A 25,658-nucleotide genomic window follows, 5' to 3' on the forward strand; every position below is an offset into this window, starting at 1 on the left:
TCCTGACTATTTTTTGATTGATATAGAGGGAAAATATTATAAGGTAACGCTATGTCTAAGAATTACTGATGGAATAAGTACAAATAATACGATGATGAGAACAGATGCTACATCCATAGAGTCTAATACTAATGTTTTATTAGATGACATTCCTCAAGGAGATTTCATAATAAATTCTGGCAAACAAAAAGGCATTTTTGTCGCTTAAATAACTAAAACACGTCTACACGGGTTCTAAATTAACTAGTCTACCGTAGCGGTGGACTTTGGAAGGTGTAGTAGCGGTTTAAATCGCCGGATACTTTTAAAACATCCTCTGACGCAGAACTTTCTCTTATATTGATTAATCTAGTGGCTAATTACAATAAAATCCTAATTTTGACTATTTAATTTTACCAAACTTTATATATCTTATATATTTAATTAATTAATTAATTTTTGTATCTGTTTTATTTACAAGATTTTACTTAGTTTTAATTAACTTTATTAAACATAGATTACAACTAATAAATAGAATAATTATTTATTAAGTAAATAGGGCAGAATGGAGAGTAGTCTTAAATATGGAACCAAAATTATAACTTCAAATAATCAGGTTCAGATATACACAGCCATGCTTTGTCATTTGTCTAAATTTTGATGACAAATAACAGAGTAAAATCGAGCAAGGCGGTGAAAACTCAAGCTAAGCAATCAAAAAATGTCCCTATGATGCAAAACATTTTGCTAGCTGTCTCAGGATTGGGACACGCTGAAGAGATGCTCAAACTGATGGAGGAAATACCATCAATTCAACGAGCAAAAGTTACCGTTTTGCACGTTGTTCCTCCACAAACTACCGCTGAAACAATGACAGCGAAGTGGGAAGAAGGTGGCAGAATTTTAGCAAGTGCGATTCAAAAATTGCAGCTAAATCCCAATCAAGTAAATTCTGTACTGCGTCAAGGTGAACCAAAAGATGTAGTTTGTCAAGTTGCTGATGAAATCGACGCTGATTTGATTATTATGGGTTCAAGAGGACTCAAGCGTTTGCAGTCAATTTTGGCTAATTCGGTGAGTCAGTATGTTTTTCAATTGTCTTCTCGTCCAATGTTGCTGGTTAAAGATGACATTTATGTCAAACGAATTAACCGGGTTATGGTGGCAGTTGACAAATCAGATGCGTCGAAATACTGTTTAGACTTGGCTTTGTTTCTACTTCGGGATATTCCAGGTGGCGAGTTGATTGTAACTTATGTCATGACTGACTTAAAGAGTCCATCTGCGGAAACTGCCCAAATTAATGCGGAAAAACATCCGATTCTAGCCGCAGCAGTTGCTGAAGCTCAAAAACAAGGTATTAAGTCTCGTAGTATACTCAGCATTGGGAAGCCGGGCGAAAAAATTTGTAGTTTGGCACAAGAAATGAATGTAGACTTATTATTACTCGGTTCTCCAGACCGTCGCCCATCGATTGCTAAGAATTTTGTTGATTTGGATAAACTTTTAGGTGCTTCTCTATCTGATTATGTCAGAATTAATGCTACCTGTCCGGTTTTATTAGCGCGGACTGCGGCAGCTTAGATTTTAGATTATACACTGTTATTTCAACTCATTTAAGTTTCTCCTAAATCGCGGTTGATAGATAAAACCCCTACACTTTCGGTGTAAGGGTTTTTCCTTTCAAATAATTCGGTAATTAATTGAATATCTAAGTGTCTTTTCTTCCACCTTCGCGGCTAACGGTAAGGGTGTAAAGTCCTATTAAAAAAACCGTGGGAACTAGTACGAACAAAATGCTCGCTATGAATCCCAAATCATTAGTTTGCATAGTTATATTGCCCCTAGGATTGATTTGTAGCCAATACTTTTAGGATAACATTACTGATGCCCTAGCTGACTAATATCAAGACGAGACAAAGTAGAGTAAATAGAAAATACTGCAATCTCAAAAGATATAATTATCAAGGCTTGGTTACTACACTCACTGAACCGTTAACCAAGGTTTGACAAGCAAGGCGATAATTATCCGGCTTTTTTTTCAAAATTTTGCTTTCTGCATCCGTGAGAGGTGAGAGATTTTCCATACCTTCTGTTATCTCTACAATACAGGTTCCACACTGCCCCGCACCTCCACAGTTCATCATTTTTCCCCATACCTTATAGATATCAATGCCGTTTTCCATGGCTTTCAATCGTAAATTAGCACCATCCGCTGCTATTACTTGTTTATTTTCTTTAACAAAGTTAATGTTGCCCATAACTAATACCTCCTTAAATATTATTTGTATGTATTTCTCATTCTTAATTTATTACAAAAAGTTAAGAAATATCAAATTTAGCAAAGAGATTCTGGTTAAAAAAAATAAGACAGACTTTGGGAGCCTGTCTTTAAAAGATTATTTATAGGTCAACTTACTTGAAACCTACAGCAGCTTGCCAAACAAAAGCTAGTAACAAAAAGAAGACGGGAATAATTGGGAGAACATCTACCAAGGGGTCAAAAATTTGATAGGCTTCCGGCAGTTTCGCTAATAATAGTGCTACTTCCATTTTTGTTTAAATCCAAGTATCCAACACAGCTTTCATAATTGAGAAGTATCTTAACACGATTGGGTAATCAATAAATAATTGTTAGGAGTTATGAATTAAGAGTTATGAGTTATGAGTTAAGAGTTATGAGTTAATCGAACTTAGTGAAAAGGCATATTAATAGTCGTAGGGTGTGTGACGCTTGAATAAATATAGCGGTTTTCACTTGGGTGCAATACAAATTTTACCTCACCCCGCCCTTTGGGCACCCCTCTCCAAGGCATCGGAGAGGGGAGGGGGTGAGGTTTTAGTGTATTGGACTCAACTGAAATTTGCTATATTTTACGAAATAACAAGATTTGTAGCGTCACGCACCAGCCGAAGTTTGTGATAATATCGTAAATTCTCTTTAAGTAAGCATCATTAACTAACCTTAATTTTACGTGAGTTCGACTCTTATCACAGAAGTCGGGTTTTTATGAATATTTTGTGGTGTTACAGATATTAATCGTAAAAATCGACTTCTTACCGCCACAAAAAATTCAGGTTTTACAGCTTATTTTCGTCTGTGATTGAGTAATCGTGAATTCTTCATCGAACTAACCTTACTTAATATCAATTCAACCAATGACCAAAATCCGTGATAAAAGTATCATTCAATATACTCTCGCGAATTTTTTGAGTAAATCTAATTAATTCGGTAATGTTGTGAATACTCAATAATGTATAAGCTAAAATCTCTTGAGAACGAATCAGATGAGATAAATAAGCACGAGTAAAGTTTTGACAGGTGTAACAAGGACAAGTTTCATCAAGAGGAGTAAAATCTTCACGAAACTTGGCATTTTTGATGTTCCATCTTTCCCCTTTTACCATTGCTGTACCATGCCTAGCCCAGCGAGTAGGAATTACGCAATCAAATAAATCCACACCAGATGCGATCGCGATTACCATTTCTTGATGGGTACCCACTCCCATCAAATAACGCGGCTTTTGAGCAGGTAATAAAGGTGCAGTTTGTCGAACAATTTTGTGGATTAATTCTGGCTCTTCCCCGACACTGACACCACCAATCGCATATCCAGGTAAATCTAGCTTGGTTAAAGCATTCGCAGCTTGAGAACGCAAATCGGGGTAAATACCACCTTGCACAATCCCAAATAATGCTTGTTCGCTGCAATGATGGGCTTCCATACATCTTAACAACCAACGGTAAGTACGCTCCGTTGCAGCTTTCACTTCTTCGTGGTTGGCTGTTGCTGGGGGACATTCATCAAATGCCATGATCACATCCGCACCCAAAGTATTCTGAATTTCTATTGATTTTTCTGGTGTTAAATTTATAATTTCTCCATCACGAGGAGAGCGGAAAGTTACACCTTCTTCCGTAATTTTACGCATCTCACTCAAACTAAAAACCTGAAACCCACCGGAATCGGTAAGCATCGGTTTATCCCAACCCATAAACTTATGCAGTCCACCTCCGCCTGCTACAATCGCCTCGCCCGGTTGTAGATGGAGATGATAAGTATTTGATAATACCATCTGCGCTCCAGTGTCCTTTAATTGGGCTGGAGTCATGGTTTTAACGTTTGCCAAGGTTCCTACCGGCATAAAACGCGGAGTTTCGACTACACCATGAGGAGTAGAAAATATCCCAGCACGAGCTGAAGTGTTGCTACAGTTAGCAATAGTGTGAAATGAAAAATTTGCGTCCAAAATTAAGGAAACCGAGACAGTTCTATTAACGATTTAACTTATTAAATCAAATTTAGAACATATCCGAACAATCATCATCAATTTCGGCATCCCATTTAGCTGATAATACCTGTTCCATCATTGCTTCAATGGCACTGGTATTCCAACAACGTTCTTGTCGTTCCTGCATGGGAGTAGACAGAGGAATCAACCGCAAACGCATTCCTTCCTGAACTAAATCTAAACAAGCCTCCTTTTCCGATGACTGCTGAAGTTCCAAATAATCGAAACTATAAACATTCAAATAAAGAGCGTGATTCGCGACTAATGTGGAGCGTCGGGGATTTGCAAAAACTTCCATTACATCCCCTTCACCCTCCCCGCACACTTCACCATCTTGGGTGTAAGCATAGCGGACGCGACCTAAATCCGCCAGTAATCGCCGCATATCAAGCTTGTTTACGATGACACCTGTGTTGACAATGCATGGAGCTGGTATTTTGGGAGAAGGTAGATGGTGATTCATAATCAAATAGCTTTGTGAGCAAAGGTGAATTACAACGTTATAGCCTGCATAACCAATGACTCAGCGGTAATCTATGCCCTGTAATATATAAATATCAGATTTTGGCAACAACCGCTGAAACTAGCTGACATTAATTATTAGCCTTTTTTCAAAGTACACAAAACACTACCATCGATTAAAATGCAATTTTTTATGACTCATGGAACTGTAATAAATATTACTAACTTATTATTCTTTACTTAGATAAGCATAACAAATTTTTTGGCTCAGTTTCTCATCCAAATAAATCTTATTTCAAGTTTTAAAATTTGATACTGTTATTTGTGCGGGAATGATGGGTACCATTGTTTTCATCTTACTTAAGTAGTTAATTTGACTTGCATGAATTTTCCGTATCAGTGGTGTAAAAATCAAGCTTTAAATACAGTGGCAAGTATCATATTTTATACTTCTATCCCAATGCCATATGTAGAAAATTTAAAGTTTGACCAGGTAGCGCGTTTTGCTCCAGCGATAGGACTGATAATTGGGGGAATATTAGGATTATTTGATATTGTAGCTAATTTTTTAGAAATACCCGTGTTTACTCGCAGTGCATTAGTGGTAGTAAGTTGGATTGCGATTACGGGAGGATTACACCTGGATGGAGCAATGGATACAGCTGATGGGTTAGCAGTAATGGATCAAGAGCGACGTTTGGAGGTAATGAGCGATAGTGCGACAGGAGCCTTTGGAGCAATGGCGGCAATTATTTTAGTATTGCTTAAAACAGTGGCATTAATAGATATACAAGAAAATCGTTGGTTGATATTAATGGCTGCTTGTGGATGGGCACGCTGGGGGCAGATATTGGCGATCGCCAGATATGATTATCTCAAACCAACAGGTAAAGGTGCGTTTCACAAGCAAGCCATTCGTTCCTACAAAGACGTTTTACCTTCAGTATTACTATTATTGAGTTTGAGCGCTGTAATGTTATTACTCGATCAATATTACTTATTATTGGCAATTGCGATCGCCCTTACAGGAAGCACATTTGCTTTTCTCACAGGTGCTTGGTTCAACCACAAATTAGGCGGACATACCGGGGATACCTACGGTGCAGTTGTAGAATGGACTGAGGCACTTTTTCTTTGCGTTATGACAATACAATAGGTTAAAGGTCAAAGGTTAAAGGTTAAAGGTTAAAGGTTATAACTTATAATTTTCTCCCCATCCCCTTGTCTCCTTGTCCCCCCATCCCTACTTAACCGGCTTCAACCGCGTTACTTTCAGCTTAAAATTGCCGATTCCGGTTTCTCCGAAAGAACGAACCCTAACAATGTAAATTCCGGGTTTGGTAATACGGGTGAAAAGTAGAGAATTACTGCTACCATCAGGGCCATCATCATTTTCGGCGATAGTGGAACCATCGGGTCCAAGCAATGTAATAATACTGTCAAAGCTATCTGAAGATAGGTCGATGGCTAAATTATCGCCTTTTGCTAAATTCACCAGATAATCGCGAGCAAAACCACCTTCTCCTGTGGGGATATCTTTTTCCGACAGAGCATCAGAAATTTCATAGGTGTCAGGTAAAGGTATTGGATTATAAAATTTATTCGCTTGTTTATTTGTTTGAGCAAAAGCTGTTGTACTAATACTGAATGCGATTAACGTAGCAGGAATCAACCTAAATTGTCCTAAACCTAGGGCTTTAGTCTTACTCATGATTATAAGTAGTTTTTTTGTAACAATAATCTTAATTTTGACTAATTATAATTGGGAGCGGACACTCTTGTTTATGAATTCTTTGTATGGTTAGCCTTTGAGGGAACAGCAACAACCGCAACTCCCGAAACTACAATTCCACTTTTACTCAAAGTTTCTATAGCAGACTTAACAGTAGTACCCGTAGTGTAGATATCATCAACTAAGACTACCGGGACATTACTCGGATAACGAAAATCCTTTCCTAATTCAAAAGCTTGAGTTAAGGTTTTTTTTCGCTCAGTTGGTGATAATCCAAATAGTGCCTCAGTTGCTTTTACCCTTTGTAATCCGTTTACTTTTAATTTTAGACCAGTTGTTTGACAAAAGCTTTGTGCAATCAGCGCTGCTTGGTTAAAACCTCGTTGCTTTTGTTTGTCGGGGTGCATGGGAATCGGAACAACTATTAAAGAATGCTCATTTCCATAATTTTCCAACCATACTTCCCCCAACCATTCACCGAGGGGACGAGCAATTTCCGGGTGATTGTCATATTTCATTGTCGCGATCGCACGTTTGATGGCTCCACCATAACCACCCCAAGCAATTACTTTTGGAAAACTGTCTTGAGGGTGATTCGAGTCACTTAAACGGCACTTTTGTAATTGTTTATGACAATATTCACAAAATTCTTGGGAAGCAGGGCGCTGACATAAAGGACAATTTGACTTTAAAAAAAGATTAAGAAAATTCTCAAAAATTTGCATTCATTATATATGGTAATTGTTAACTGTTAACTGTTAACTGTTTTAAGTAAACCCTGTCGCAGCGTTTTGTTTCTACACCTGTTGCAGCAATATAACCATTACTTTCATAAAGCTTGACAGCTTCACTCAAAACGCTAGCAGTTTCAATCCAAATTTCTTGGAAGCCACGACAGCTAATTGCTGCTTCTAACTGTTGTAACAAATATTTCCCCAATCCAAAACCTCTAACTTTGGGCAATAAATACATTTTGCGTATTTCTACAGCCTTTTCACCGCGTTCTATAGGATAATAAGCTCCCGTACCAACAATTTGACCTTGGTATTCAATTACCCAAAATTCGCCGCCCTTAGCTAGGTAGTAATCTTCCACTTGCAATACATCTTGATCAGCACCATCTGGTTCCCAACCCAAACCATATTTCGATAATACAGAGCGAATTACTTCAGCCGCAAAATCGCGATCGCAAGGTTTCCATTCACGAATTAAATAATCTCGAAAATAAAGACTTGGCATTTGGAATTTTGGATTTTAGATTTTGGATTTTAGATTGGTAGTTTTCAACTGTCAACTATGAATCCGTGGTTCTGGATAAAGGGTTGCAAGTATTTCGCTTTCTGCAATTGACAATTCATCCAATCTCTGAATAACAATTTCACGGTCATAGTAAGTATCTGCAAGCACCCAATATATACCATAATGTCGCGCTTCTGATGCCATTAAACCTTTATAAAACTGAGCTAAATCGGGTTCGGGACAATGTATTGCTAATAATCCTAAACGTTCGTGGCTGCGAGCTTCAATTAAAGCACTAACAAGTAAGGAATCCAAAAATCTATTTGGTTCAGTAGGACGAATTTGGGCTTTTAGTTTCGCACCGTAGGGAGGTGGTGTCAGGGGACGTAAGGCAATATTCCGCTTTTCTAACCACTGATTCACTTGTTCAAAGTGTTCTAATTCTTCTTTGGCAATTTTAGTTAATTCTTTTACCATCTTCTCATTGGAAGGATAACGAAACATAAAGTTTATTGCTGCTGATGCTGCTTTACGTTCGCATTGAGAATGGTCTAATAATATTGCTTCTAAGTTCGATATTGCTAATTCTACCCAAGCTGGATTGGTTGGTTGCTTGAGGATGTTGATGGTTGGTAGTTCTGAAGTTAGCACGTTGTAAGTTATAAATTAATATACACAATATACATTTTTCTATTTTCTGAGGTAATTCCCAATGGTGATGATTATTGATAACTTTTACTTTTAATCAATAAATTTTCCGAAATATAAATATTTATTGAGTCTATATACCGCTTATCACCCACTCTTTGCTGATTTATTCATAATTATTATACTTTTTTCGTTTTTTTAAATCGCTATTTCCTCCAAAAATGTAATTTAAATATTCAATAATATTACTCATTTCCGGAAACTTTTTTGAGAAGTTTGTAGAACTTATTAGTTTGTTATCAAACTAATTGTGATTTGATATTTGGGCAACTAATTATCTGCTTACCCAAAATTAACTTATTGAGGGAAGATTGATGAATTATTGTTTTGTTCGTCGCGTCACCTCGTCTATTATCGCTTCATTGTTTAGTTTAATTTTTGGAATTGGTAGTGCAAAATCTGTTGATGCTCAAGATACAAAAAGACTAAGTTTTTGCCAAGAAAATAAGTCTTTATTTCATCTGAATCAAGGAGTAGAAAGAAAATTAACTGTAGCTGTTTTAAATTTTGAAAGTAGTAAATATACCATAAATGAATACGGGAGTAAACAATATCCAATTCAAATCACTGGACTTGGTAACATCTTAGAAAGCAAATTGGTAAAAAATAATCAATTGGCTGTTACCAAATTGGAAGAAATAAAATCTCTTAGTTTAGAACAACTAAGGAAAATTAGAGACCAAAATGGTATAGAAGCAATAATTATTGTAACTGTAAACTCCTTTGATACCATTAAAACAAATCAAGGTGGATGGTTATTCACCAAAGAAAAAACAAATCAAGAAATTAATATAAGTTTGAATCTTCAAGTGGTAGACACCACTACAGGTGAAATCGTTTTAGAAGCTGAAGGTAATGGGGATGAAAGTGGTAATAGCTTTACTGAAGTCAAGTTACCTTTTAGTGTAGATATAACTTATGATACTGGCAAGAGATACGATTCTTATAATACAGGATATTCTATTGTATTCAAATTCGGTGAAAGTTCTCAAACAACTACAATTTCTAAAACTACTAATAATATTCAAGAAAAGTTAGTTGTACTCGCTACAGAAAAAGCGATGAACGAGATTACTAATCAATTAAATACCCATTCAGAAGAATTAGCTTGTTTACTGAGAAAACCAACTCTAATTGCTGATGTAAACGGAAGTCAAGTTATCTTAAACAAAGGTAAATTGCATGGATATTGCAAAGAAATGATTTTCTCAATTGAACGCTCTCCACAAACAATTATAGACCCAGCAACCGGACGAATTATTAGTATGAAAACTGAGAAAGTTGGTACAATCAAACTCTCTGAAGTTGATGCACAATCTAGCCTGGGAGTAGGTATAACCGAACCTGGTAAATCTTTTCAAGTCAAGGATATAGCAAAACTTACCAATGATGCTAATTGTCCAGAACAGCAAGACGAAAATAATTCAACTGCTGCATAATGATTTACAATCCCGCAAACATTTTCGCGGGATTCTGTTTATAAACTTTTTCTCGCTTAGGCTAAATGCATTTTCAAAACACTTTTGGGAGCCTTACGTACTCTAGCTTTAATGGAATTTTTCCCCAAACGCTGGCAAGCTTCAAAACGATGACACCCGGAAAATCCATAATATTCCCCATCGACTTCTAATACGTCAATCGGTTCTTGCTGTCCAATTTCTGTGATGGATTTCATCAAGGCTTCTACTTTCTCAGCATCGTTTTTACGAGGAAGCGGGCGTTTGATCAAATTCAACGGGATTTCTTCAACTTTCATCTTCTTTTCGTCGTCTCTAATATTTAATACTGCTTTATCTTCCTAAATTAATCATACTCATTATGAGTTTGTCTTGCAACTGTTTCTATTCCGGTAAAGGATTATCTATGGGTTTGTGAGTAGCCGATTGGTGAAAAAATTGCTAATGCTATCATTAGGCAATTTATACACAATAGTATTAAATTGCGTCATATTTCTCAGAGGATGCTCGTACAGCACGAGTGACACCCTTAATTGTTAATTTCTATGAAAATTTCCTTAGAACGTTTATCTTGTACCATAGTGACAACTTGGTGTTTATTAGGACTGACAGGAGCATCGGTTCCCGCGACAAAGGTTTCTGATGTTGAACTAAAAATTGGGATTGTGCAGCGATTTGCGTCCCTACCGGATGATGAGTTGATATTGGAGCCGACCAAAGGTGATAAATTAAAATTGACTTTTACAGATGGTAAAAAACCGCAAACACTAGTAACTGCAAATCCGGTAAAAATACAAACAGCAATGCAGCCGCTGACACAGCCATTTCTTGATGAGCAGGTGATTTTAGGAACCTTCCGCACTTTTGAAACTGCCGAAAACAGCGCCGAAATGTGGCGTAAAAAAGGTATAGAAGTCGAAATTGCTCAGCCGGAACGTTGGCAGGTGTGGGCGAAAAGAGAAGTTTATAATACACCTTTATTGCGACGCTTGTTATTAAAAAGTGTCAACGCTGCTGGGAAAAAAACAGCATACGTTGATAGTAAAGTTTTGCGTCGGGTACCTCAAGCAAGTTGGGTAGTAAATGGATATCGCTACAATCGAAACCAGCTGAAAATTACTAGTGATAAAAATTTAATTGGGGTAAGTGTAAACGGAAAAGCCAAAAGTAAATATCTTTATGCCGGAAAGCTACAATTACAACCAAATGCTTACGGTACATATACTTTAGTCAATGAAGTACCTTTAGAAACCTATCTACGGGGAGTGGTACCTTATGAAATTGGGGCAAACGCTCCGGAAGCAGCAATGCAAGCCCAGGCAATAATTGCTCGTACCTATGCCCTGCGTAATTTACGCAGATTTGAAATAGACCAGTATCAATTATGCGCTGATACGCACTGTCAAGTTTATTACGGACTCAAAGGAGCCACCGAGAAAACAGACAAGGCTATTTCTGCAACAAAAGGCATGGTGTTAACTTATAACAACGAGTTAGTAGACGCGCTTTACTCTTCCACAACTGGTGGTGTAACCGCAGCTTTTAGCAGCGTGTGGGATGGAGAAAATCGTCCTTATTTAAAACCCATAGTAGATGCACCACAGAATGTTTGGAATTTATCCGAGCAAAACTTGGCTTCAGAAAAAAACTTCCGTTTGTTTATGAGTTTGAATAAAGGATTTAACGAAAGCGAGCAACAATGGTTCCGGTGGCGTAAAGAAAGTAGTTTAGAAAATATTACCGAAGGATTGCAGAAATTTTTAAAGGTTAAAAATAGTCCCTTCGCAAAATTTCAAACAGTTAAGGATATTCAAGTAGTCGAACGCAGCCCAGGGGGAAGAATCCTTAATCTAGCCGTAAAAACTGATATTGGTACCTTTAATTTACATAAAGACGAAGTTCGCAGCGCCTTTTTTGCACCTAGAAGCACCTTGTTTTACTTACAGCCACTCAACAAAGGCAAACCCGGAGTTTGGGGATACGCTTTCGTCGGAGGTGGATTGGGGCATGGAGTAGGCTTGAGTCAAGTTGGCGCTCAAAATCTCGCGACTCTAGGCTGGAAAAGTCCACAAATTCTCAAATTTTACTATCCCGGTACTCAAGTTCAGATGCTTAGTGATGTTATGAAGATGGGGAATAGGTAATGGGTAATGGGTAATTGGTAATTGGTAATAAGGAATGGGTAATGGGTAATGGGGAATGGGGAATAGGTAAGTTGTCGGGCATTTAATTTGTATTTTTCTAGCGGGCAGGCTTGCCCTCGAACAAAGTGAAGGGATGCCCGCACTACAAAACTTTAAGAAAATTTGAATATACAAATTAAAGGCTTTTTAGCTTAATGGGTAACTGATAACTGATAATTGATAACTGATAACTGGTAACTGTCCCCTGTTAATAAAAAAGCAGCTACTGCAAAGGGATGATTCCCGATACGGTGCTGCTTTTTAAGAAGTAATTTACTACAAAAACAACTGTTAGATTGCTTTTAGTAGAGTTCTTCTTCTTTGTGAGTTTCGATGGTGCAGTCGGATGTGGGGTAAGCGACGCAAGTCAATACATATCCCGCTTCCATTTGGTCATCATCTAAGAAGGATTGGTCGGATTGATCGACGGAACCGGCTGTAATCTTACCAGCGCAGGTGGAACAAGCTCCAGCACGGCAAGAGTAAGGCAAGTCTAAACCAGCTTCTTCAGCTGCGTCTAAAATATAGGTATCATCATCAACGTCGATAGTTTGGTTCAAACCTTCGGCTTCGCTGATGAGTGTCACTTTAAATGTTGCCATTTTGTAATCCTCTCTTTTGCAAACGGCAGTATACATCTATTAAGCAAACAGTGCGGCTGCTCCTTGATGAATAGCCGCCCTTTTTTTATTTGCTTCAATTCTGATACTACGAGAAAAATTAGATTTTGTTACCAGTTTTTTGTCCCGATTAGTAATGAAATAAGTAGAGTCCATATAGATAAGTTTAAGTTATCTGTTTTGGCTCCTTTTCATAAGGCTATTTAAAAAATTTATAGACATTGAAAAAAATGTGATTTTGTAGATAACTAATCAAGAAGATTATTAAAATTTATGGTATATGTAAAGAATTTGCTAAAAGCTACCAGCAATAATGTATAATCATGCCGGTGGGTTGGTCGCCGGTCAATATTTCCTTAATGGTACAAACCCCGCTTATTTATCTGTGGAACCAATCTAAAATCCTCAACTTAAGCCCCACTTATTTATCTATGGGGTGAATCCAAAATCCAAAATCCAAAATTGTTTGACGGTAAAGGGTTAATAAAAGTGCGAGTAGGGTTAATTGGTACCGGCTATGCGGCAAAGTTAAGAGCGCAAGCGTTGTTAAACGATAAAAGAACTGATTTAGCAGCGGTTGTGGGAAATGTTTCTTCAAAAACAGAAGCTTTTGCTAAAGAATTTGAGTGCAAAGCAGTAAGTTCGCAAGAACTCATAGAACAAAAAGATATTGATTTAGTAGTAATTAGCAATGTCAATTCAGAGCATGGTGCTTTAGCTCGTGCGGCTTTGGAAGCTGATAAACACGTTGTTGTGGAATATCCGATGAGTTTGGATTTAGCGGAAGCATCGGAGTTGATTAATTTAGCCAAGTCTAAAAATAAACTGCTCCATGTCGAACATATTGAACTTTTAGGTGGTTTACATAACAGCTTAGAACAGCATTTGCATAAAGTCGGTGAAGTATTTTATGTGAGCTACAGCACAATTAAGCCCGAAAATCCAGCACCCCGCAAATGGACTTATAATCATCAACTTTTTGGCTTCCCGTTGATGGGTGCGCTTTCAAGATTACATCGATTAACAAATTTATTTGGTGAAGTTGCAACGGTTAGCTGTCATAGTCGATTTTGGAAAACACAAGCGGATTTCTACCAATCTTGTTTTTGTAATGCTCAACTCAATTTTACTAGCGGACTTTTAGCATCCGTTATATACGCCAAAGGTGAAACTATGTGGGAAGCAGAACGAAAATTTGAGGTACACGGTGAAAATGGGGGATTGATTTTTAATTCTCAACAAGGAGTTTTTATTGATGCAGAAAAATCAACTCCGATAGAAGTAGGTAGTCGTCGTGGTTTATTTGTTAAAGATACGACTATGGTTTTAGATTATCTGTTTAATGGAACTCCTTTGTATGTTACTCCAGAAGAAAGTTTGTATACTCTCAAAGTCGCTGACGCTGCAAAACGTTCTGCTGAATTGGGAATTGCGATCGCGCTTTAGGAAGAGTTAGGAGTTAAGAGTTAGGAGTTAGGAGTTAGGAGTTAGGAATGAGGAGTTAGGAGTTAGGAGTGAGGAGTGAGGAGTTAGGAGTTAGGAGTTAAGAGTTAGGAGTTATAAATTCAAAATCATTTTATTAAGTATTTGTCTTCATTGCCACTTCATGAAAATCCTCCATAATACTACTAAGTGAATTTATTCACTTTTGTGTTAGAAAAAAGACAATTAGTTGTGAGGAACACGGAATGAAGTCATTGTTCAGAGTAGGAGCGTTTGCAACATTCAATTTACTCTGCTGCTCAAGTATTGTTCAAGCAGTAGATGTGGGGAATAATATTAATAATTTATCAAATAAAACATACGCTCAAAAAATAACTCCTAATAGCTTAAAAATTCAATTACAACCGACAGCGACAAATACTCAATTTGCGAATTTTCTACCAAATAATACACCATTGGTAGCGATGGTTGATACATCTTCAGTAACATGGAAGAAAGCGGGAAATTTTCAATTATTTCAAACAGCTTGGAATGGGATATCTTTTTTAATTCCACCACAATTAAAAAATGGATATGCGACAGATATTGAACCTTGGTTAGGAGAACAAGTAGCCTTTGCATTTTTACCGAAAGATGGCTCTTCTGGGGTGACGATGGAGTCAAATTTTGTTACTTTAGCTCCGGTAAAAGACGAGCAGGGTTTGCAGCCATTTTTGAGTAAATTGAAAGCGAATCAAAATTTTACCCAGCGACAGTATAAAGGAATTACCATTTTAGAAACGAAAACTAATAACTCTTCTACACAACCAAGTTTACCGAGTACAGAAAATAATTCTATACCTCCGGTTCCGAAGTCTCCGATAAATAAAGCGATTAAACCGAATGTTATTAAAAACCCAAATTTGAGAAAACAAAATAGTTTAGTAATCGGTATTTTACCGGGACATCTTGCAGTTGGTTCTTCTACAAAAGCGATTGAAAGATTAATTAATACTAGTCAGCAAAAAGCTGCCACTTTAGCTCAAAATGCTCAATTTCAGAAGACAATTAGACAACCCCAAACAGATAAACCACTGTTTGCAATGTATCAAGAACCTGTGGGTTACATTGCACTTGTAAAAGAATTAATTAAAGACCCTAGTTTAGGTTTACCTCAGTTTGATTTAGATAGTCTAATTTCATCAGAACAACTTCAACAATACCAAAGTATCGGTTCATTTTTGATACTTCAAAAAGAAGGAGTCCGTTTTCAAGTAAATACTTATCCTTCATCTACATTCAATCAAAATAATCTGAATTCTAACATTCAAACACAAAGAATATTATCTCGAATGCCAGCAGCAACATATACTGCTGTTAACGGAGAAAAGCTTAATCAAAGATGGCAAACTATAGCAAATATCCTCAGTTCGCAAAAAGAATTTGAAGCTAATTTAAAAATGTTTCGGGGATTTATCAGCAGTAATACTGGCTTAGATTTTGACAGAGATATCATCAATTGGATGGATGGTGAGTTTGCTTTTTTCATGTTTCCTACTAAAGGTGGGTTTTTTAAAACCATAAATCCGAACTTAAATATGGGTATTGGTTTAGCAGTTGAAACAAGCAATCGAACCGCAGCCGAAACAACTCTGAAAAAGTTAGGAGATTTGATTATATCTGTATCCAAGGGAGAGGTAAAAATTACCGAAACAAATATTAAAAATCAACCTATTACCAGTTGGGATATTGATGGAGATTCGGCGAAAAGCTTGCTTGCTTATAGTTGGGTAGATAACAATACTTTGATTGTGACAACGGGATATGGAGCGATTGCCGATTTAGTTCCTGAGCCTTATGTAGCATTACCTTCGACTTATAACTTTAAGTCAGCAACCGATTCTCTTCCTAATCCAAATGCAGGCTATTTCTATATGAATATGGGTTCTTTGTTGTCATGGATTTATGGTTTTGTTCCGCCGCAATACAGCAATAATCAATATTTTAATATGTTTAAACAAGCTATTGGTTCAGTTTATAGTGTCAGCGCGACAAGTTCTTTTAATGTTGAACGAGAACAATTGGATTTATTAATTGTTTTAGCACCCGTGAGAAGTAGAATATAACGCTACTATCATTCGTCGGGTTTTGATGTTAAATGTTTGTCATACACGACAATCATCGTAAAAACCCGACTTCTCAAACCCAGTATATTAATTGTTGTTTTATAGTGTTTTTTTATAGTTTACCTCTATGCTACTTTAAATGACTGTCCCCATGTTTTAGGTTCTGGTAAAGGTTCACCATCAATTTTCGCTGACTCAATGAGCATTTCTAATACTTCTTGAGCATTTTTGATTGCTTCTTCGTAAGTATCACCGTGAGTATGACAAAACTCTCCCCATTCAGGGAGACTCACAATATAACAATTATCTTCGTTTGACCATTGAATAATTATTGTGTATTGAGAATTCATATTTCTTCCTCTTCTTGAGATTTTTCGATTTCTTCTATTATTTGAATCGCATTATTACGGCAGAAGATTACCGATTAAAAAAAACCGCAGAGACGCAGCGTTAGCTTCGCTATACTGCGTAAACGCGCAGCGTGTCGCGACAGCGACACAAAGTGTGGTCTTGGGGGTTTCCCCCATGAACAACTTTTCAAGCTAGAGAACGCAAAGGAAAGAGGTAAAAAGAGATGAACCGCACCCTCCGGGTGAAAGGTAATCTTAGAACTCATCAGAATTAACTCCTAACTCTTAATCACTATAGGGAAATTTCCGTACCTGATATTCGGATGACTCTACCATCTCGTAACTGAATCCTAAATCTTGATCAAAGCTTTCCCGATGAATCCCGGATAATTAGCTAGGGCTGCTGTCCAGATTTCAGCGTCTCTTTGAATGTATTGTTCCCGGTATTCGGGCGCTATTTTAAACTTAAGTAACTCAATTTCCACCTACGTTCATTCCCCGTACTACTTTGCCACAATAGAATTAGCATTAAGCTAAACTATTTCAATTCCCAGCATAGCTTTATTAGTTGAGCCAGCGAGCGGGAAATTAAAGAAAGGAGAATTAGTAGGAAAGCGGTATGGATAATAACAATTGGATGCAACAATTATTAATGCTCGGTATCGGTACAACTTCGGTAATGGCGGATAAACTCAAACAAGCAAGTGAACAATTGGTTAAGGATGGTAAACTTGACCCAGAACAGGCAAAAGCCGTCATGGATGATATGGTACAGGAATTGAAGTCTGAGCAGGGAAACTGGGAAACCAATATGCAGCGACAAATGAAGAATATGCTGCAAGATTTGGGAGTTGCTCGTCAGTCGGAAGTAGACGAATTGCGCGGTAGAATTGACCGTTTAGAGCGTCAGGTACGCGATTTGGAAAATAAACTGTGGCGCTGAAGCAAAGTTAGGAGTTAAGAGTTAGGAGTTAAGAGTTAGGAGTTAGGAATTATAAGTATAAAACTGGTCATCAATAATTGTTCATTAATTACTGTTCTGATTTACACTAAGTTTTGTTCTACTAGTATTCCTATGTTTAGAAGATGGAACAATTGGGAGGATACCTAAATTGAAACCAATTTTGAAGCTTGTGGGTCTCGTTCTGCTTTGTGTTGTAGTTTTCGGGTGCGCTCAAGTATCTACTGAACCACCCGAAAGTGTTGCTACAGAAAACACGACTCAAGCATCACCAGCGTCTACAACAGTAACTGAAAATAACACCCCAAAAGCGAGCGATAATAATATGTCTGACGAAAAAGTTGTTACAACACCTTCGGGATTAAAGTATGAAGTTTTAAAGGAGGGGACTGGTGAAACTCCTAAATCTGGACAAACTGTATCTGTTCACTACACGGGTACTTTGGAAGATGGAACCAAGTTTGATAGTTCAAGAGATCGAGGTCAACCTTTCCAATTTCAAATCGGTGAAGGACAAGTAATCAAGGGTTGGGATGAAGGACTCAGTACGATGAAAGTTGGCGATCGCCGTAAGTTAATTATTCCCCCTGAATTAGGTTATGGTTCTCGCGGTGCTGGTGGTGTCATTCCCCCTAACGCAACTCTCATTTTTGATGTGGAATTATTAGGAGTTAGTTGAGAATAGGTAATGGGTAATGGGTAATGGGTAATGGGTAATGGGTAATTACTCCTAACTCCTAACTCCTAACTCCTAACTCCCAACTCCCAACTCCCAACTCCCAACTCCCAACTCCCAACTCCTAACTCCCAACTCCCAACTCCCAACTCCTAACTCCTCACTCCCAACTCCTCACTCCTAACTCCTAACTCCTAACTCCTAACTAATAATGACTCGGTTTTGCTAAGTTTTTAAATTTGGTAAATTGGGGGTCAAATAGTAATTTAACGGTTCCTGTGGGACCGTTTCGATGTTTGGCAATTATCACTTCGGCGATTCCTCGATCGGGGGTGTCGCTGTTGTAATATTCGTCGCGATACAGCATTACTACTAAGTCGGCATCTTGTTCGATACTGCCGCTTTCTCTCAAGTCTGAGAGCATGGGACGCTTGTTTGTCCGAGCTTCTACTCCTCTACTCAACTGAGATAAAGCGATTACGGGAGCGCCTAATTCTCTCGCTAACCCTTTGATACTCCTGGTAATTTTTGATAGTTCTTGGACGCGATTATCACCACCACCTTCCATTAGTTGCAGGTAATCGATGATTACTAAACCTATATCTGTACCGGCTTCTGCTTGCAAGCGTCGCGCTTGACTACGCATTTCTGTGACGGTAATATTTGGCGTATCGTCGATGAAAATCGGCATTTCTGAAAGTACGCTAATTGCCCGACTTAAAGGCTCCCATTGGGTTTGACTGATACGTCCGGTTCTTAAATAGGTACTTTCAATTTCTGCTTCGCTCGATAATAATCGCTGTACCAATTGCTCTTTTGACATTTCTAAACTGAAAACGGCAACTGGTAGTTTATATAATGATGCGACATTATGAGCAAGATTGAGACAAAATGCTGTGTTATGAACGCAAATATCATTAGCAACAAAATTATGAGTTTCTGGGATTGTTAAATCATAAACTTGTTTATCTCCCATGGGTTCAATAGAAACAATTTCATCCCAATAAATATCGCTGGTTGCTAAATATTGCAGCCGCAAATTTTCTAAAGCTGTTGCTAATGAAAACAGTCTTTCTCGTGATAAAGCACGTTTGCCAACGTGAATATTTGAATATCCTTGAATCCCAGCACGTTTAGCTAAACCTGTCCAAGTTTCTTCTTCTTTCGCTACTGCTAACTGTTTCCAAATCTCTACAGGTATCAAGTCACGATTTGTTTGATATCTTTTTTCAACTAATGCTGCTTTGATATTGGATAATACTTCTTGCTTGCCAAAAATACCAATTTCTGATACAAAGTTTTTGATGGCACGAGCATTAGTAATATCCAGTTGCCAAGCTTCACGTTTGGTATCTTTATACTTAATTAATCGGGTTTTTAATGCTGCAATAATCCCAAATCGTAGCAATAAATGCTGTATTTGTCGCGCTAGTTTTTCGTTGACGCTGTAATAACCTAGCTGTACTTGACCGCTTTTTAATACACTAGCCCATCCATCAATAGCAAATAAACGATTCAAAAATAAAGCAATTTGCTGACGTTCTAATTTAAAGATTACGCCAGGAAGTGTTTTTTCGTCTGCTTTTTTACCCCATAATTCTAAATTTTCTAGCCAAGATATCAGCGGATTTTCTTCCTCTAAAGTCTCAACATGAAGCATTGGGGAACGCTTGGAGCGTTTCTTTTCACTAACTCTTAGTTGAGGAGCAAACTCTGTAACAGAAGAAGTAAAATCTTGCTGAATTAAAGGATTAATGTTACTAAATTTTGGTGCTGTATCTGTTAAACAACCATCCCCGATTAAATAGGCTAATAATTTAACTTCACACTCGCGAATTTTTTGCTTACCAAATACATTGATTTTACGGGGTACGGCAATTTTATCACCTACATTCAACTCGGAAAGTCGCTTCCATCCATTAATAGTTAAAAAAGGATGGGTAATAGTTGTCTCAATATACCTTCCCAAACGAGTTTTAACACCAAATACCGGCTTAATCCCATCATCAATGAATGCTTCGGGTTGAGTAAAACGGAATTTCCAATTATCTTGGAGTGTTAACAATTCTCCCTGACGACGATGATATATCTCTCGAATTGTGGAAATACTGCCGTCACTTAACAATAATTCGGCATCTGCTTGCAAACATTTTCCCATTGACGGACGACCGGCAATGATAATTAAGTCTGAGCGTCCAAAACCGCTAGTCATCGCATCCAAATCGTAAAAACCGCAGGGAATACCGGGTAAAGCAACTCCTTCATGACGTTCTTCAATATCCTGGAAAGTATTAATTAAGGTGTTGGAAACGTGGGTTAAACCACTTGTAGTCCGAGCTTGAGCGATACCAAATACCTTTTGTTCTGCTTTGTCGATTATGGTGCGGAACTCGGTTTCGGTTTCGTAACCCAATGTAACTATTTCGTTACCGGCTTTAATTAACTGTCGCCGTCGATACTTTTCCACTACCAATGCAGCTAAAGCGTCAATATTAACCGCTGAAACAGTTCTATCTATCAGGGAAGCGAGTTTATTTCTGCCACCCACTTTTTCTAGTAAATCGCGATCGCTAAGCCAACTGATAACCGCAAGCAAGTCGGTGGGTTTATTCTGAGATTGAAGCCTCAACATCCCCGTATAGATATCTTTGTGAGCGCTGATGTAAAACGCTTCTGGTTTCAAGCTATCGCTAATTCTACTAATCGCTTCGGGATCTAATAAAATCCCCCCTAAAATAGCTTCTTCTGCTTCGATGTTTTGTGGTGGGAGACGGTCTAAATTACCTTGAAAATTTAATTCTTCAGACATAACTCGAATGATAATTTTTCTAATATAAAACCAATGAACTATTACTCTGATAGTGCAAATAGTCCTCAAACAACGTGTAGAGACATCGCGGTGCAACGTCTCTACACATAATGAATAAGTTTCAAATAATTAAAGCACAGATTTTTGAGATAAATAATAAAGTATCTAATGTATTATTAGATACTCGTTTTTATCTTTGCTAAAATAATCTTTAGTAATTAAAGATTACTCGTTGGCTACAACTTCAATTTTGACTTTTGCTGTGACATCGGAATGTAGTTTAATTTCCGCTTGATAAGTACCTAAACTACCAATATCGGGGATGGTAATACCGCGTCTATCTATTTCCATTTCAGTAGCACCTTGAATTATATCAACCACATCTTGGCTGGTAACGGTACCGAAAATAGCTTGGTTTTCACCAGCTTGCTTAGCAATTTTGAAGCTACCGACATTTTCCAAAGCTGTTTTTTGTTCAATAGCTTTTTGCTTCAATTCCTCTTGACGCTGACGTTCTAATTCTTTACGACGTTCAACCTGCTTGAGAACACCCGGAGTTACGAAAGTTGCCAAATTTTTAGGAAGCAAATAATTACGAGCATAACCAGGAGCTACGTCTATCAAGTCCCCTAATTTTCCTAATTTGTTAACATCTTGATTTAAAACTAATTGTATGCGTTTAGCCATCGTGGTTCTTCCCTATTTACTGTAATATCAAGCTGGATGGGTTTTGGTGCTTACAGACCCAATCGTGTTTACCTAAAGCCTAAAGATTCTAGCGAAATGGGAGGGACATTGGCAACTGTTAATTTTGGTTAAGGGAGTTCAACTATCTTCATAAGCCATACCATTAGCATCAGCATAACGATGCATAAAGCGCATAAATCTATCCCAATGGTCATCTTGTTCAATTTCAAATTGACAGTTTACCCGTTTTAATTCATCTCCTTCATCACCACCAAAGATAAATTTAGTAGAAGAAGGAGTTACATTAATTTCACCTTCTTCATCGGTTAAAAGCATTGTATTTAGGGCTTTTTTAGTAAAGCTATTGAACTTTTCCAATGCTTGCATTTGGTCGAATGTCATTAAAACGATGCGTTTACCAGTATTAGGATTACGACGTAAGCTGACGTTTCCTAATTTTTCGTTAACACCAGCAAAAAATTGAATTGAAGGGGTAGACATGATAATTTATTTTTTGATTTATTTTTTGATTTATTTTTTCTAAGTTGTGATTTATCCCGTTAGGTGTGGGAAAAAACTATTTTAGTATTATAAAACTTGATTGAAATTATTCACAATGATAAAGTTTGTAACTATATTCACCGATACGTGAGCGATATTTTTGGTCGGGAAAACATTGTGTTGATTTTAAATTAACAGAAGAACGGAAATCAATCAGCCACAAGTCTAAAGGGCGCGGCATTTGATTAATATTTTGTTGCAATACTTGCACTGCATTGGTATAAGTTTCTGCGTTTGCATCTCTACCAGCGAGAAAAAACTGCCAGTTATTTTGAGAATCGCTAGCATAAAAACGCTTGAATTCCCAAGCTAAACTCATCATTCTTCCAGTTTGTCCGTGATGCTTATGAGTTGTGGTAATTAATACAGGAACTTGAGATGTTTTTTGAATTAGGGAGGCAAGCAAATCGGGGCGCATATTTTGTAAATAGCCCAAATTAAACATTGCTGTTATGCCACCAATCAATGCCATTAACCAAATAATTATCAGTGTTAATTTAGTATTTTTTTTCAATCCCTGCCAACAAACTGTTAATAAAGCCGATACAAGTAAAATTATCGCTGGAGCAAAAACAAATATAAAGCGTGCTGCTAAAGTTAAATCGATATTTAAAATATAAGTACAAAACAAAAATAAAGCAATTGCAGCAATTGTATATCTAGTTAAAATTTGGATTGGTAAACCGTTATTTGAACGAGAAAAAACTTTCAACCCGTAAACTAAATAAGCTGTTATCCAAACTAAAAAAATTAGTGTCGCGACACCAGAAATAACTATAACCCAATTGGGTAAAATTGATGGCGCTGAAGGTAATAAAGAAAATATACTCATCACCCATAACAATAGTCGTCCTAATGGTGCAAAAAAATTATCGCCACTATTATTAACTACCCATTCAGTAGGTTCGCTTCCGTAAACACTTTGTACTATCGGCAACCAAATTAAACAACCGGCAAAGCTGGCGATCGCAACTAGCAAAATCCGCCATAAATAAGGCTGCACTGGGGTTAATTTATTTTGTTTATTTTTACGTATTTCATGCCAAATATATCCAAATAATACTAATCCTTCAGCCAATAAAGTTAGAGCAAAAAAGTAATGAGTAGCAACACCGACAATATTTATAATCGTCCAAAAGAAACCTACCCATAAAGGTAGAGATTGCTGACGATGTATATTTTCAATTGCTTTTATAAAGCAAGATAAAGAAGCAATTACTAATAGCATTATTAAAGTATAATGACGTGCTTCTCTTGCCAAAAAAATACTATAAGGTGAAACTGCTATAATCGCGGCAGCAATATGAGCTAGCAACTTAGAACGAAAAGCTAAATAACCAAAGCCAAACATAGCCGGAATCGATAGAACACCGAAAAAGGCACTTAGCGATCGCGCTACCCAAACTGAAGCGATTTCGCTGGAATTTGCAAACAGTTTCATCCATAAATGGGTCAAAATAAAGTAAAAAGGTGGATGAGTACTTTCATTAAATAAGCGTTCGATAACATCACCAATTCCCGCTTCAGGTGTTGGTATCAATGGCTGTAATAATATATCGGAACTAATTACTTGGTTTAAAGGAACCGTTTTAAAACTGTTACCCAAACTAAAAACTATTGTGGCACATTCATCAGTCCAAGGAGGCAAAGATGCTAAACCTGAAAAACGCAAACCATAACCAATAACTAACCAGATTAGCAATAGCAATAGATGAATGTGTTTTTTCATAAAAGTGATTTAATATTATCCAGTTTAAACCACCGGATACTTTTAATACTTTATCTGGCGACTAGAAGTCGCACGGCAGTCGCTCATGGGGGAGACCCCCCCTTCTGCGCGCTGCCTTGGCTACACAGTCAAAACCCACCTCCGTGGGTTCTAAATTAATAGTCCACCTTACGGTGGACTTTGTTTCTGTAGTAGAGCCAGTGCGTTGCGGAGGCTCCCTCCGTTGTAGCAACTGGCGTGCGGTTTAAACCGCCGGATACTGATTCAACTGTGAAACGCAACGCTAATTAAAGGAAGAAAAGTCCATACAAGCCACTTCAAAGATATAAAATGAAGCTTCACAGTTGGTTGTGGTTGAGACAAAAGGGCTTCGACTCTTTCTTCTAAACGGTTTGCACCAACCGAACCTAATGCTGCACAAAGAACTTCTGAAGCTACATGAGGACTACTGACAACCATTAACAGGGATTCTGCTAATAATAAAGGGTCAACATATGAAGCTGCGTAAGCATCGGCTCGCAATTCCCGTAGAGTCAATAATTCTTGCCACAAAGCATCTGTATTGGGCAGCAAAGCGGTACATTCTCGCATCCAACCCAACCAGAAAAACCAGAACGTATCGCGATAATAATAATGTCCTTGTTCGTGGGCTAAAACTGTTTCTAAATGATTGTCCTTCATAGTTTGCAATAATCCAGAACTCAGGACTAATTCCGGGTTTAAAAAGCCAATTTGACCAGCAAATAATGCCCCTGTATTTAATAAGCGAACTTGTTTACCTGCTACATTAACTTGGGGACAGTCGCGCACAGATTTGATCGATAACCAACCTTGCCATGCTTGTTTTATGCACATAACAGCAAAAAAAACAAGAGTAACTAAGGCAATTACATAGCCATAGCAACCCGTTTGCAACCCGCCCATTGTACCTTGAGGTCCCATGAACAACAAAGCGAAAGTTGTCATGAAAATTAATAAGGGAGGAAATAGAAAGAAAAAGAGTGTTTTTTGCCAACGTTCACTCCATTTATCCAGATTTTGAGTCCATCGACATCTGATAGTGTAAGCAACTATTAAAACTATAAGAATTATCAATAAATGCATTATTTATTCTTTCTCCCTCGCTTGTCGTGCAGCTTCAATTCGTTTTGCTATTGCTTGTATTTTCGCAGAATCAGCTTCATTTAAACTATCTGCAAAAGCAGCGATTACATCAGGATTACCCACTTTGAGAAATTGCTGTAACTGTTCGTGAGCTTGAATAACTTCTGCTTGTTGCTTTGTTAATAATGGTTGCCAATAGAATGCTTTTCCTTGTTTATTACATTCGAGCCAACCTTTTTGAGTCAAGCGTCGCAATACAGTAGTAACTGAAGTATAAGCTAATTCGCGGTTAGGGTCAGCCAAAATGCGGTCGTGTACATTTTTTACTGTTACCTTGTGCAATTGCCAAACAATATTTAAAATTTCCGTTTCCAACGGACCTAGAGAAAGTTGTTTGGGACGGTAATCTGGTAAAGGTGCCATGTTGATTTTGGATTTTAGATTTTGGATTTAGACTACAAGCTATAAGGTCAAAGGTCAAAGGTTGAAGGTCAAAGGTTATAACTCATAACTCATAACTCATAACTCATAACTCAATAACTTTCTCCCCATCTCCCCAT

The 25,658-nt window shown here is 37.5% G+C and carries 26 protein-coding genes; 8 read left to right on the top strand and 18 right to left on the bottom strand.

The window, feature by feature from the left end; all coding sequences use genetic code 11:
* Positions 1-708 precede the first annotated feature (708 nt).
* A complete protein-coding gene (locus tag IQ247_RS00500) occupies positions 709-1,563 on the top strand; it encodes a universal stress protein (protein ID WP_193915771.1) in 855 nt (284 codons plus the stop codon).
* Positions 1,564-1,690: 127 nt separating this feature from the next.
* On the opposite strand, the gene psbM is transcribed toward IQ247_RS00500, so the two are convergent.
* The 5 genes from psbM to IQ247_RS00525 all read right to left on the bottom strand — a co-directional run bounded on the left by psbM (position 1,691) and on the right by IQ247_RS00525 (position 4,735).
* On the bottom strand, positions 1,691-1,810 hold the full coding sequence (psbM, locus tag IQ247_RS00505; RefSeq protein ID WP_193915686.1) for a photosystem II reaction center protein PsbM: 120 nt from the start codon (positions 1,808-1,810) through the stop codon (positions 1,691-1,693).
* 133 nt (positions 1,811-1,943) lie between these two features.
* Positions 1,944-2,240: a 2Fe-2S iron-sulfur cluster-binding protein gene (locus IQ247_RS00510; RefSeq protein ID WP_193915689.1), complete on the bottom strand. Its 297-nt coding sequence runs from the start codon at positions 2,238-2,240 to the stop codon at positions 1,944-1,946.
* Between the two features lie 154 nt (positions 2,241-2,394).
* Positions 2,395-2,532, bottom strand: a complete 138-nt coding sequence (locus IQ247_RS00515; RefSeq protein WP_193915692.1) for a photosystem II reaction center protein K — start codon at positions 2,530-2,532, stop codon at positions 2,395-2,397.
* A gap of 594 nt (positions 2,533-3,126) precedes the next feature.
* Positions 3,127-4,230, bottom strand: a complete 1,104-nt coding sequence (gene tgt, locus IQ247_RS00520; RefSeq protein ID WP_193915695.1) for a tRNA guanosine(34) transglycosylase Tgt — start codon at positions 4,228-4,230, stop codon at positions 3,127-3,129.
* Positions 4,231-4,282: 52 nt separating this feature from the next.
* The gene (locus IQ247_RS00525) at positions 4,283-4,735 is read right to left on the bottom strand and encodes a hypothetical protein (RefSeq protein ID WP_193915698.1); all 453 of its coding nucleotides are present in this window, start codon (positions 4,733-4,735) and stop codon (positions 4,283-4,285) included.
* 381 nt (positions 4,736-5,116) lie between these two features.
* Between IQ247_RS00525 and cobS the strand changes: the two genes are divergently transcribed.
* The gene (gene cobS, locus IQ247_RS00530) at positions 5,117-5,890 is read left to right on the top strand and encodes an adenosylcobinamide-GDP ribazoletransferase (protein ID WP_193915701.1); all 774 of its coding nucleotides are present in this window, start codon (positions 5,117-5,119) and stop codon (positions 5,888-5,890) included.
* A gap of 87 nt (positions 5,891-5,977) precedes the next feature.
* Here cobS and IQ247_RS00535 read toward each other — a convergent pair whose 3' ends face one another.
* The 4 genes from IQ247_RS00535 to IQ247_RS00550 all read right to left on the bottom strand — a co-directional run bounded on the left by IQ247_RS00535 (position 5,978) and on the right by IQ247_RS00550 (position 8,356).
* Positions 5,978-6,445, bottom strand: a complete 468-nt coding sequence (locus IQ247_RS00535; RefSeq protein ID WP_193915704.1) for a PPC domain-containing protein — start codon at positions 6,443-6,445, stop codon at positions 5,978-5,980.
* A 71-nt stretch (positions 6,446-6,516) separates the two neighbouring features.
* Positions 6,517-7,191, bottom strand: a complete 675-nt coding sequence (locus tag IQ247_RS00540) for a ComF family protein (protein ID WP_193915707.1) — start codon at positions 7,189-7,191, stop codon at positions 6,517-6,519.
* Positions 7,192-7,210: 19 nt separating this feature from the next.
* The gene (locus IQ247_RS00545; protein ID WP_193915710.1) at positions 7,211-7,705 is read right to left on the bottom strand and encodes a GNAT family N-acetyltransferase; all 495 of its coding nucleotides are present in this window, start codon (positions 7,703-7,705) and stop codon (positions 7,211-7,213) included.
* Positions 7,706-7,756: 51 nt separating this feature from the next.
* Entirely contained in the window at positions 7,757-8,356 is a 600-nt protein-coding gene (locus tag IQ247_RS00550; protein WP_193915713.1) for a MiaE family protein, read from the bottom strand.
* Between the two features lie 371 nt (positions 8,357-8,727).
* Between IQ247_RS00550 and IQ247_RS00555 the strand changes: the two genes are divergently transcribed.
* Positions 8,728-9,852: a CsgG/HfaB family protein gene (locus IQ247_RS00555; RefSeq protein ID WP_193915716.1), complete on the top strand. Its 1,125-nt coding sequence runs from the start codon at positions 8,728-8,730 to the stop codon at positions 9,850-9,852.
* Positions 9,853-9,908: 56 nt separating this feature from the next.
* Here IQ247_RS00555 and IQ247_RS00560 read toward each other — a convergent pair whose 3' ends face one another.
* Positions 9,909-10,190 (bottom strand): ParB N-terminal domain-containing protein, encoded by a 282-nt coding sequence (locus tag IQ247_RS00560; protein ID WP_511023003.1) that lies wholly within the window; start codon positions 10,188-10,190, stop codon positions 9,909-9,911.
* 225 nt (positions 10,191-10,415) lie between these two features.
* On the opposite strand from IQ247_RS00560, the gene IQ247_RS00565 reads away from it, so the two are divergent.
* Positions 10,416-12,014, top strand: a complete 1,599-nt coding sequence (locus tag IQ247_RS00565) for a SpoIID/LytB domain-containing protein (RefSeq protein WP_193915722.1) — start codon at positions 10,416-10,418, stop codon at positions 12,012-12,014.
* 341 nt (positions 12,015-12,355) lie between these two features.
* Here the strand turns inward: IQ247_RS00565 and IQ247_RS00570 are convergent, their stop codons facing one another.
* Positions 12,356-12,655, bottom strand: a complete 300-nt coding sequence (locus tag IQ247_RS00570; protein ID WP_193915725.1) for a ferredoxin — start codon at positions 12,653-12,655, stop codon at positions 12,356-12,358.
* Positions 12,656-13,162: 507 nt separating this feature from the next.
* Here IQ247_RS00570 and IQ247_RS00575 point away from each other — a divergent pair.
* Together IQ247_RS00575 and IQ247_RS00580 are read left to right on the top strand one after the other, a co-directional pair.
* Complete coding sequence (locus IQ247_RS00575) at positions 13,163-14,119, top strand: Gfo/Idh/MocA family protein (RefSeq protein ID WP_193915729.1); 957 nt, start codon at positions 13,163-13,165, stop codon at positions 14,117-14,119.
* A 242-nt stretch (positions 14,120-14,361) separates the two neighbouring features.
* The gene (locus tag IQ247_RS00580; protein ID WP_193915732.1) at positions 14,362-16,221 is read left to right on the top strand and encodes a DUF3352 domain-containing protein; all 1,860 of its coding nucleotides are present in this window, start codon (positions 14,362-14,364) and stop codon (positions 16,219-16,221) included.
* A gap of 125 nt (positions 16,222-16,346) precedes the next feature.
* Here the strand turns inward: IQ247_RS00580 and IQ247_RS00585 are convergent, their stop codons facing one another.
* Positions 16,347-16,571 carry a type II toxin-antitoxin system HicB family antitoxin gene (locus tag IQ247_RS00585; RefSeq protein ID WP_193915735.1) on the bottom strand — a complete coding sequence of 75 codons (225 nt, stop codon included), beginning with the start codon at positions 16,569-16,571 and terminating at the stop codon, positions 16,347-16,349.
* A 619-nt stretch (positions 16,572-17,190) separates the two neighbouring features.
* On the opposite strand from IQ247_RS00585, the gene IQ247_RS00590 reads away from it, so the two are divergent.
* Both IQ247_RS00590 and bamJ read left to right on the top strand, forming a co-directional pair.
* A complete protein-coding gene (locus IQ247_RS00590) occupies positions 17,191-17,514 on the top strand; it encodes a phasin family protein (protein ID WP_193915738.1) in 324 nt (107 codons plus the stop codon).
* A gap of 181 nt (positions 17,515-17,695) precedes the next feature.
* Positions 17,696-18,211: a BamJ family beta-barrel-assembly machinery protein gene (gene bamJ, locus IQ247_RS00595; RefSeq protein ID WP_375341206.1), complete on the top strand. Its 516-nt coding sequence runs from the start codon at positions 17,696-17,698 to the stop codon at positions 18,209-18,211.
* Positions 18,212-18,413: 202 nt separating this feature from the next.
* Here the strand turns inward: bamJ and dnaB are convergent, their stop codons facing one another.
* From dnaB to IQ247_RS00625, 6 genes are all read right to left on the bottom strand, one after another.
* Complete coding sequence (gene dnaB, locus IQ247_RS00600) at positions 18,414-21,017, bottom strand: replicative DNA helicase (protein WP_193915744.1); 2,604 nt, start codon at positions 21,015-21,017, stop codon at positions 18,414-18,416.
* Positions 21,018-21,242: 225 nt separating this feature from the next.
* Complete coding sequence (gene rplI, locus IQ247_RS00605) at positions 21,243-21,704, bottom strand: 50S ribosomal protein L9 (RefSeq protein WP_193915747.1); 462 nt, start codon at positions 21,702-21,704, stop codon at positions 21,243-21,245.
* A 138-nt stretch (positions 21,705-21,842) separates the two neighbouring features.
* On the bottom strand, positions 21,843-22,205 hold the full coding sequence (psb28, locus tag IQ247_RS00610; RefSeq protein WP_228059363.1) for a photosystem II reaction center protein Psb28: 363 nt from the start codon (positions 22,203-22,205) through the stop codon (positions 21,843-21,845).
* 106 nt (positions 22,206-22,311) lie between these two features.
* A complete protein-coding gene (locus IQ247_RS00615) occupies positions 22,312-23,994 on the bottom strand; it encodes a glycosyltransferase family 39 protein (protein ID WP_193915750.1) in 1,683 nt (560 codons plus the stop codon).
* A gap of 264 nt (positions 23,995-24,258) precedes the next feature.
* Complete coding sequence (locus IQ247_RS00620; protein WP_193915753.1) at positions 24,259-25,098, bottom strand: M56 family metallopeptidase; 840 nt, start codon at positions 25,096-25,098, stop codon at positions 24,259-24,261.
* Between the two features lie 3 nt (positions 25,099-25,101).
* A complete protein-coding gene (locus IQ247_RS00625; protein WP_193915756.1) occupies positions 25,102-25,521 on the bottom strand; it encodes a BlaI/MecI/CopY family transcriptional regulator in 420 nt (139 codons plus the stop codon).
* Between the last annotated feature and the right edge of the window lie 137 nt (positions 25,522-25,658).

The organism is Plectonema cf. radiosum LEGE 06105 (assembly GCF_015207665.1).
In the GTDB taxonomy this organism is placed as follows: domain Bacteria; phylum Cyanobacteriota; class Cyanobacteriia; order Cyanobacteriales; family Nostocaceae; genus Rivularia; species Rivularia radiosa_A.

Coding starts and splice junctions, on each gene's coding strand:
- IQ247_RS00500 (WP_193915771.1), top strand. CDS start 709: ATGATGCAAAACATTTTGCTAGCTGTCTCAGGATTGGGACACGCTGAA.
- psbM (WP_193915686.1), bottom strand. CDS start 1,810: ATGCAAACTAATGATTTGGGATTCATAGCGAGCATTTTGTTCGTACTA.
- IQ247_RS00510 (WP_193915689.1), bottom strand. CDS start 2,240: ATGGGCAACATTAACTTTGTTAAAGAAAATAAACAAGTAATAGCAGCG.
- IQ247_RS00515 (WP_193915692.1), bottom strand. CDS start 2,532: ATGGAAGTAGCACTATTATTAGCGAAACTGCCGGAAGCCTATCAAATT.
- IQ247_RS00525 (WP_193915698.1), bottom strand. CDS start 4,735: ATGAATCACCATCTACCTTCTCCCAAAATACCAGCTCCATGCATTGTC.
- cobS (WP_193915701.1), top strand. CDS start 5,117: ATGAATTTTCCGTATCAGTGGTGTAAAAATCAAGCTTTAAATACAGTG.
- IQ247_RS00535 (WP_193915704.1), bottom strand. CDS start 6,445: ATGAGTAAGACTAAAGCCCTAGGTTTAGGACAATTTAGGTTGATTCCT.
- IQ247_RS00540 (WP_193915707.1), bottom strand. CDS start 7,191: ATGCAAATTTTTGAGAATTTTCTTAATCTTTTTTTAAAGTCAAATTGT.
- IQ247_RS00545 (WP_193915710.1), bottom strand. CDS start 7,705: ATGCCAAGTCTTTATTTTCGAGATTATTTAATTCGTGAATGGAAACCT.
- IQ247_RS00555 (WP_193915716.1), top strand. CDS start 8,728: ATGAATTATTGTTTTGTTCGTCGCGTCACCTCGTCTATTATCGCTTCA.
- IQ247_RS00565 (WP_193915722.1), top strand. CDS start 10,416: ATGAAAATTTCCTTAGAACGTTTATCTTGTACCATAGTGACAACTTGG.
- IQ247_RS00570 (WP_193915725.1), bottom strand. CDS start 12,655: ATGGCAACATTTAAAGTGACACTCATCAGCGAAGCCGAAGGTTTGAAC.
- IQ247_RS00580 (WP_193915732.1), top strand. CDS start 14,362: ATGAAGTCATTGTTCAGAGTAGGAGCGTTTGCAACATTCAATTTACTC.
- IQ247_RS00585 (WP_193915735.1), bottom strand. CDS start 16,571: ATGAATTCTCAATACACAATAATTATTCAATGGTCAAACGAAGATAAT.
- IQ247_RS00590 (WP_193915738.1), top strand. CDS start 17,191: ATGGATAATAACAATTGGATGCAACAATTATTAATGCTCGGTATCGGT.
- dnaB (WP_193915744.1), bottom strand. CDS start 21,017: ATGTCTGAAGAATTAAATTTTCAAGGTAATTTAGACCGTCTCCCACCA.
- rplI (WP_193915747.1), bottom strand. CDS start 21,704: ATGGCTAAACGCATACAATTAGTTTTAAATCAAGATGTTAACAAATTA.
- psb28 (WP_228059363.1), bottom strand. CDS start 22,205: ATGTCTACCCCTTCAATTCAATTTTTTGCTGGTGTTAACGAAAAATTA.
- IQ247_RS00615 (WP_193915750.1), bottom strand. CDS start 23,994: ATGAAAAAACACATTCATCTATTGCTATTGCTAATCTGGTTAGTTATT.
- IQ247_RS00620 (WP_193915753.1), bottom strand. CDS start 25,098: ATGCATTTATTGATAATTCTTATAGTTTTAATAGTTGCTTACACTATC.
- IQ247_RS00625 (WP_193915756.1), bottom strand. CDS start 25,521: ATGGCACCTTTACCAGATTACCGTCCCAAACAACTTTCTCTAGGTCCG.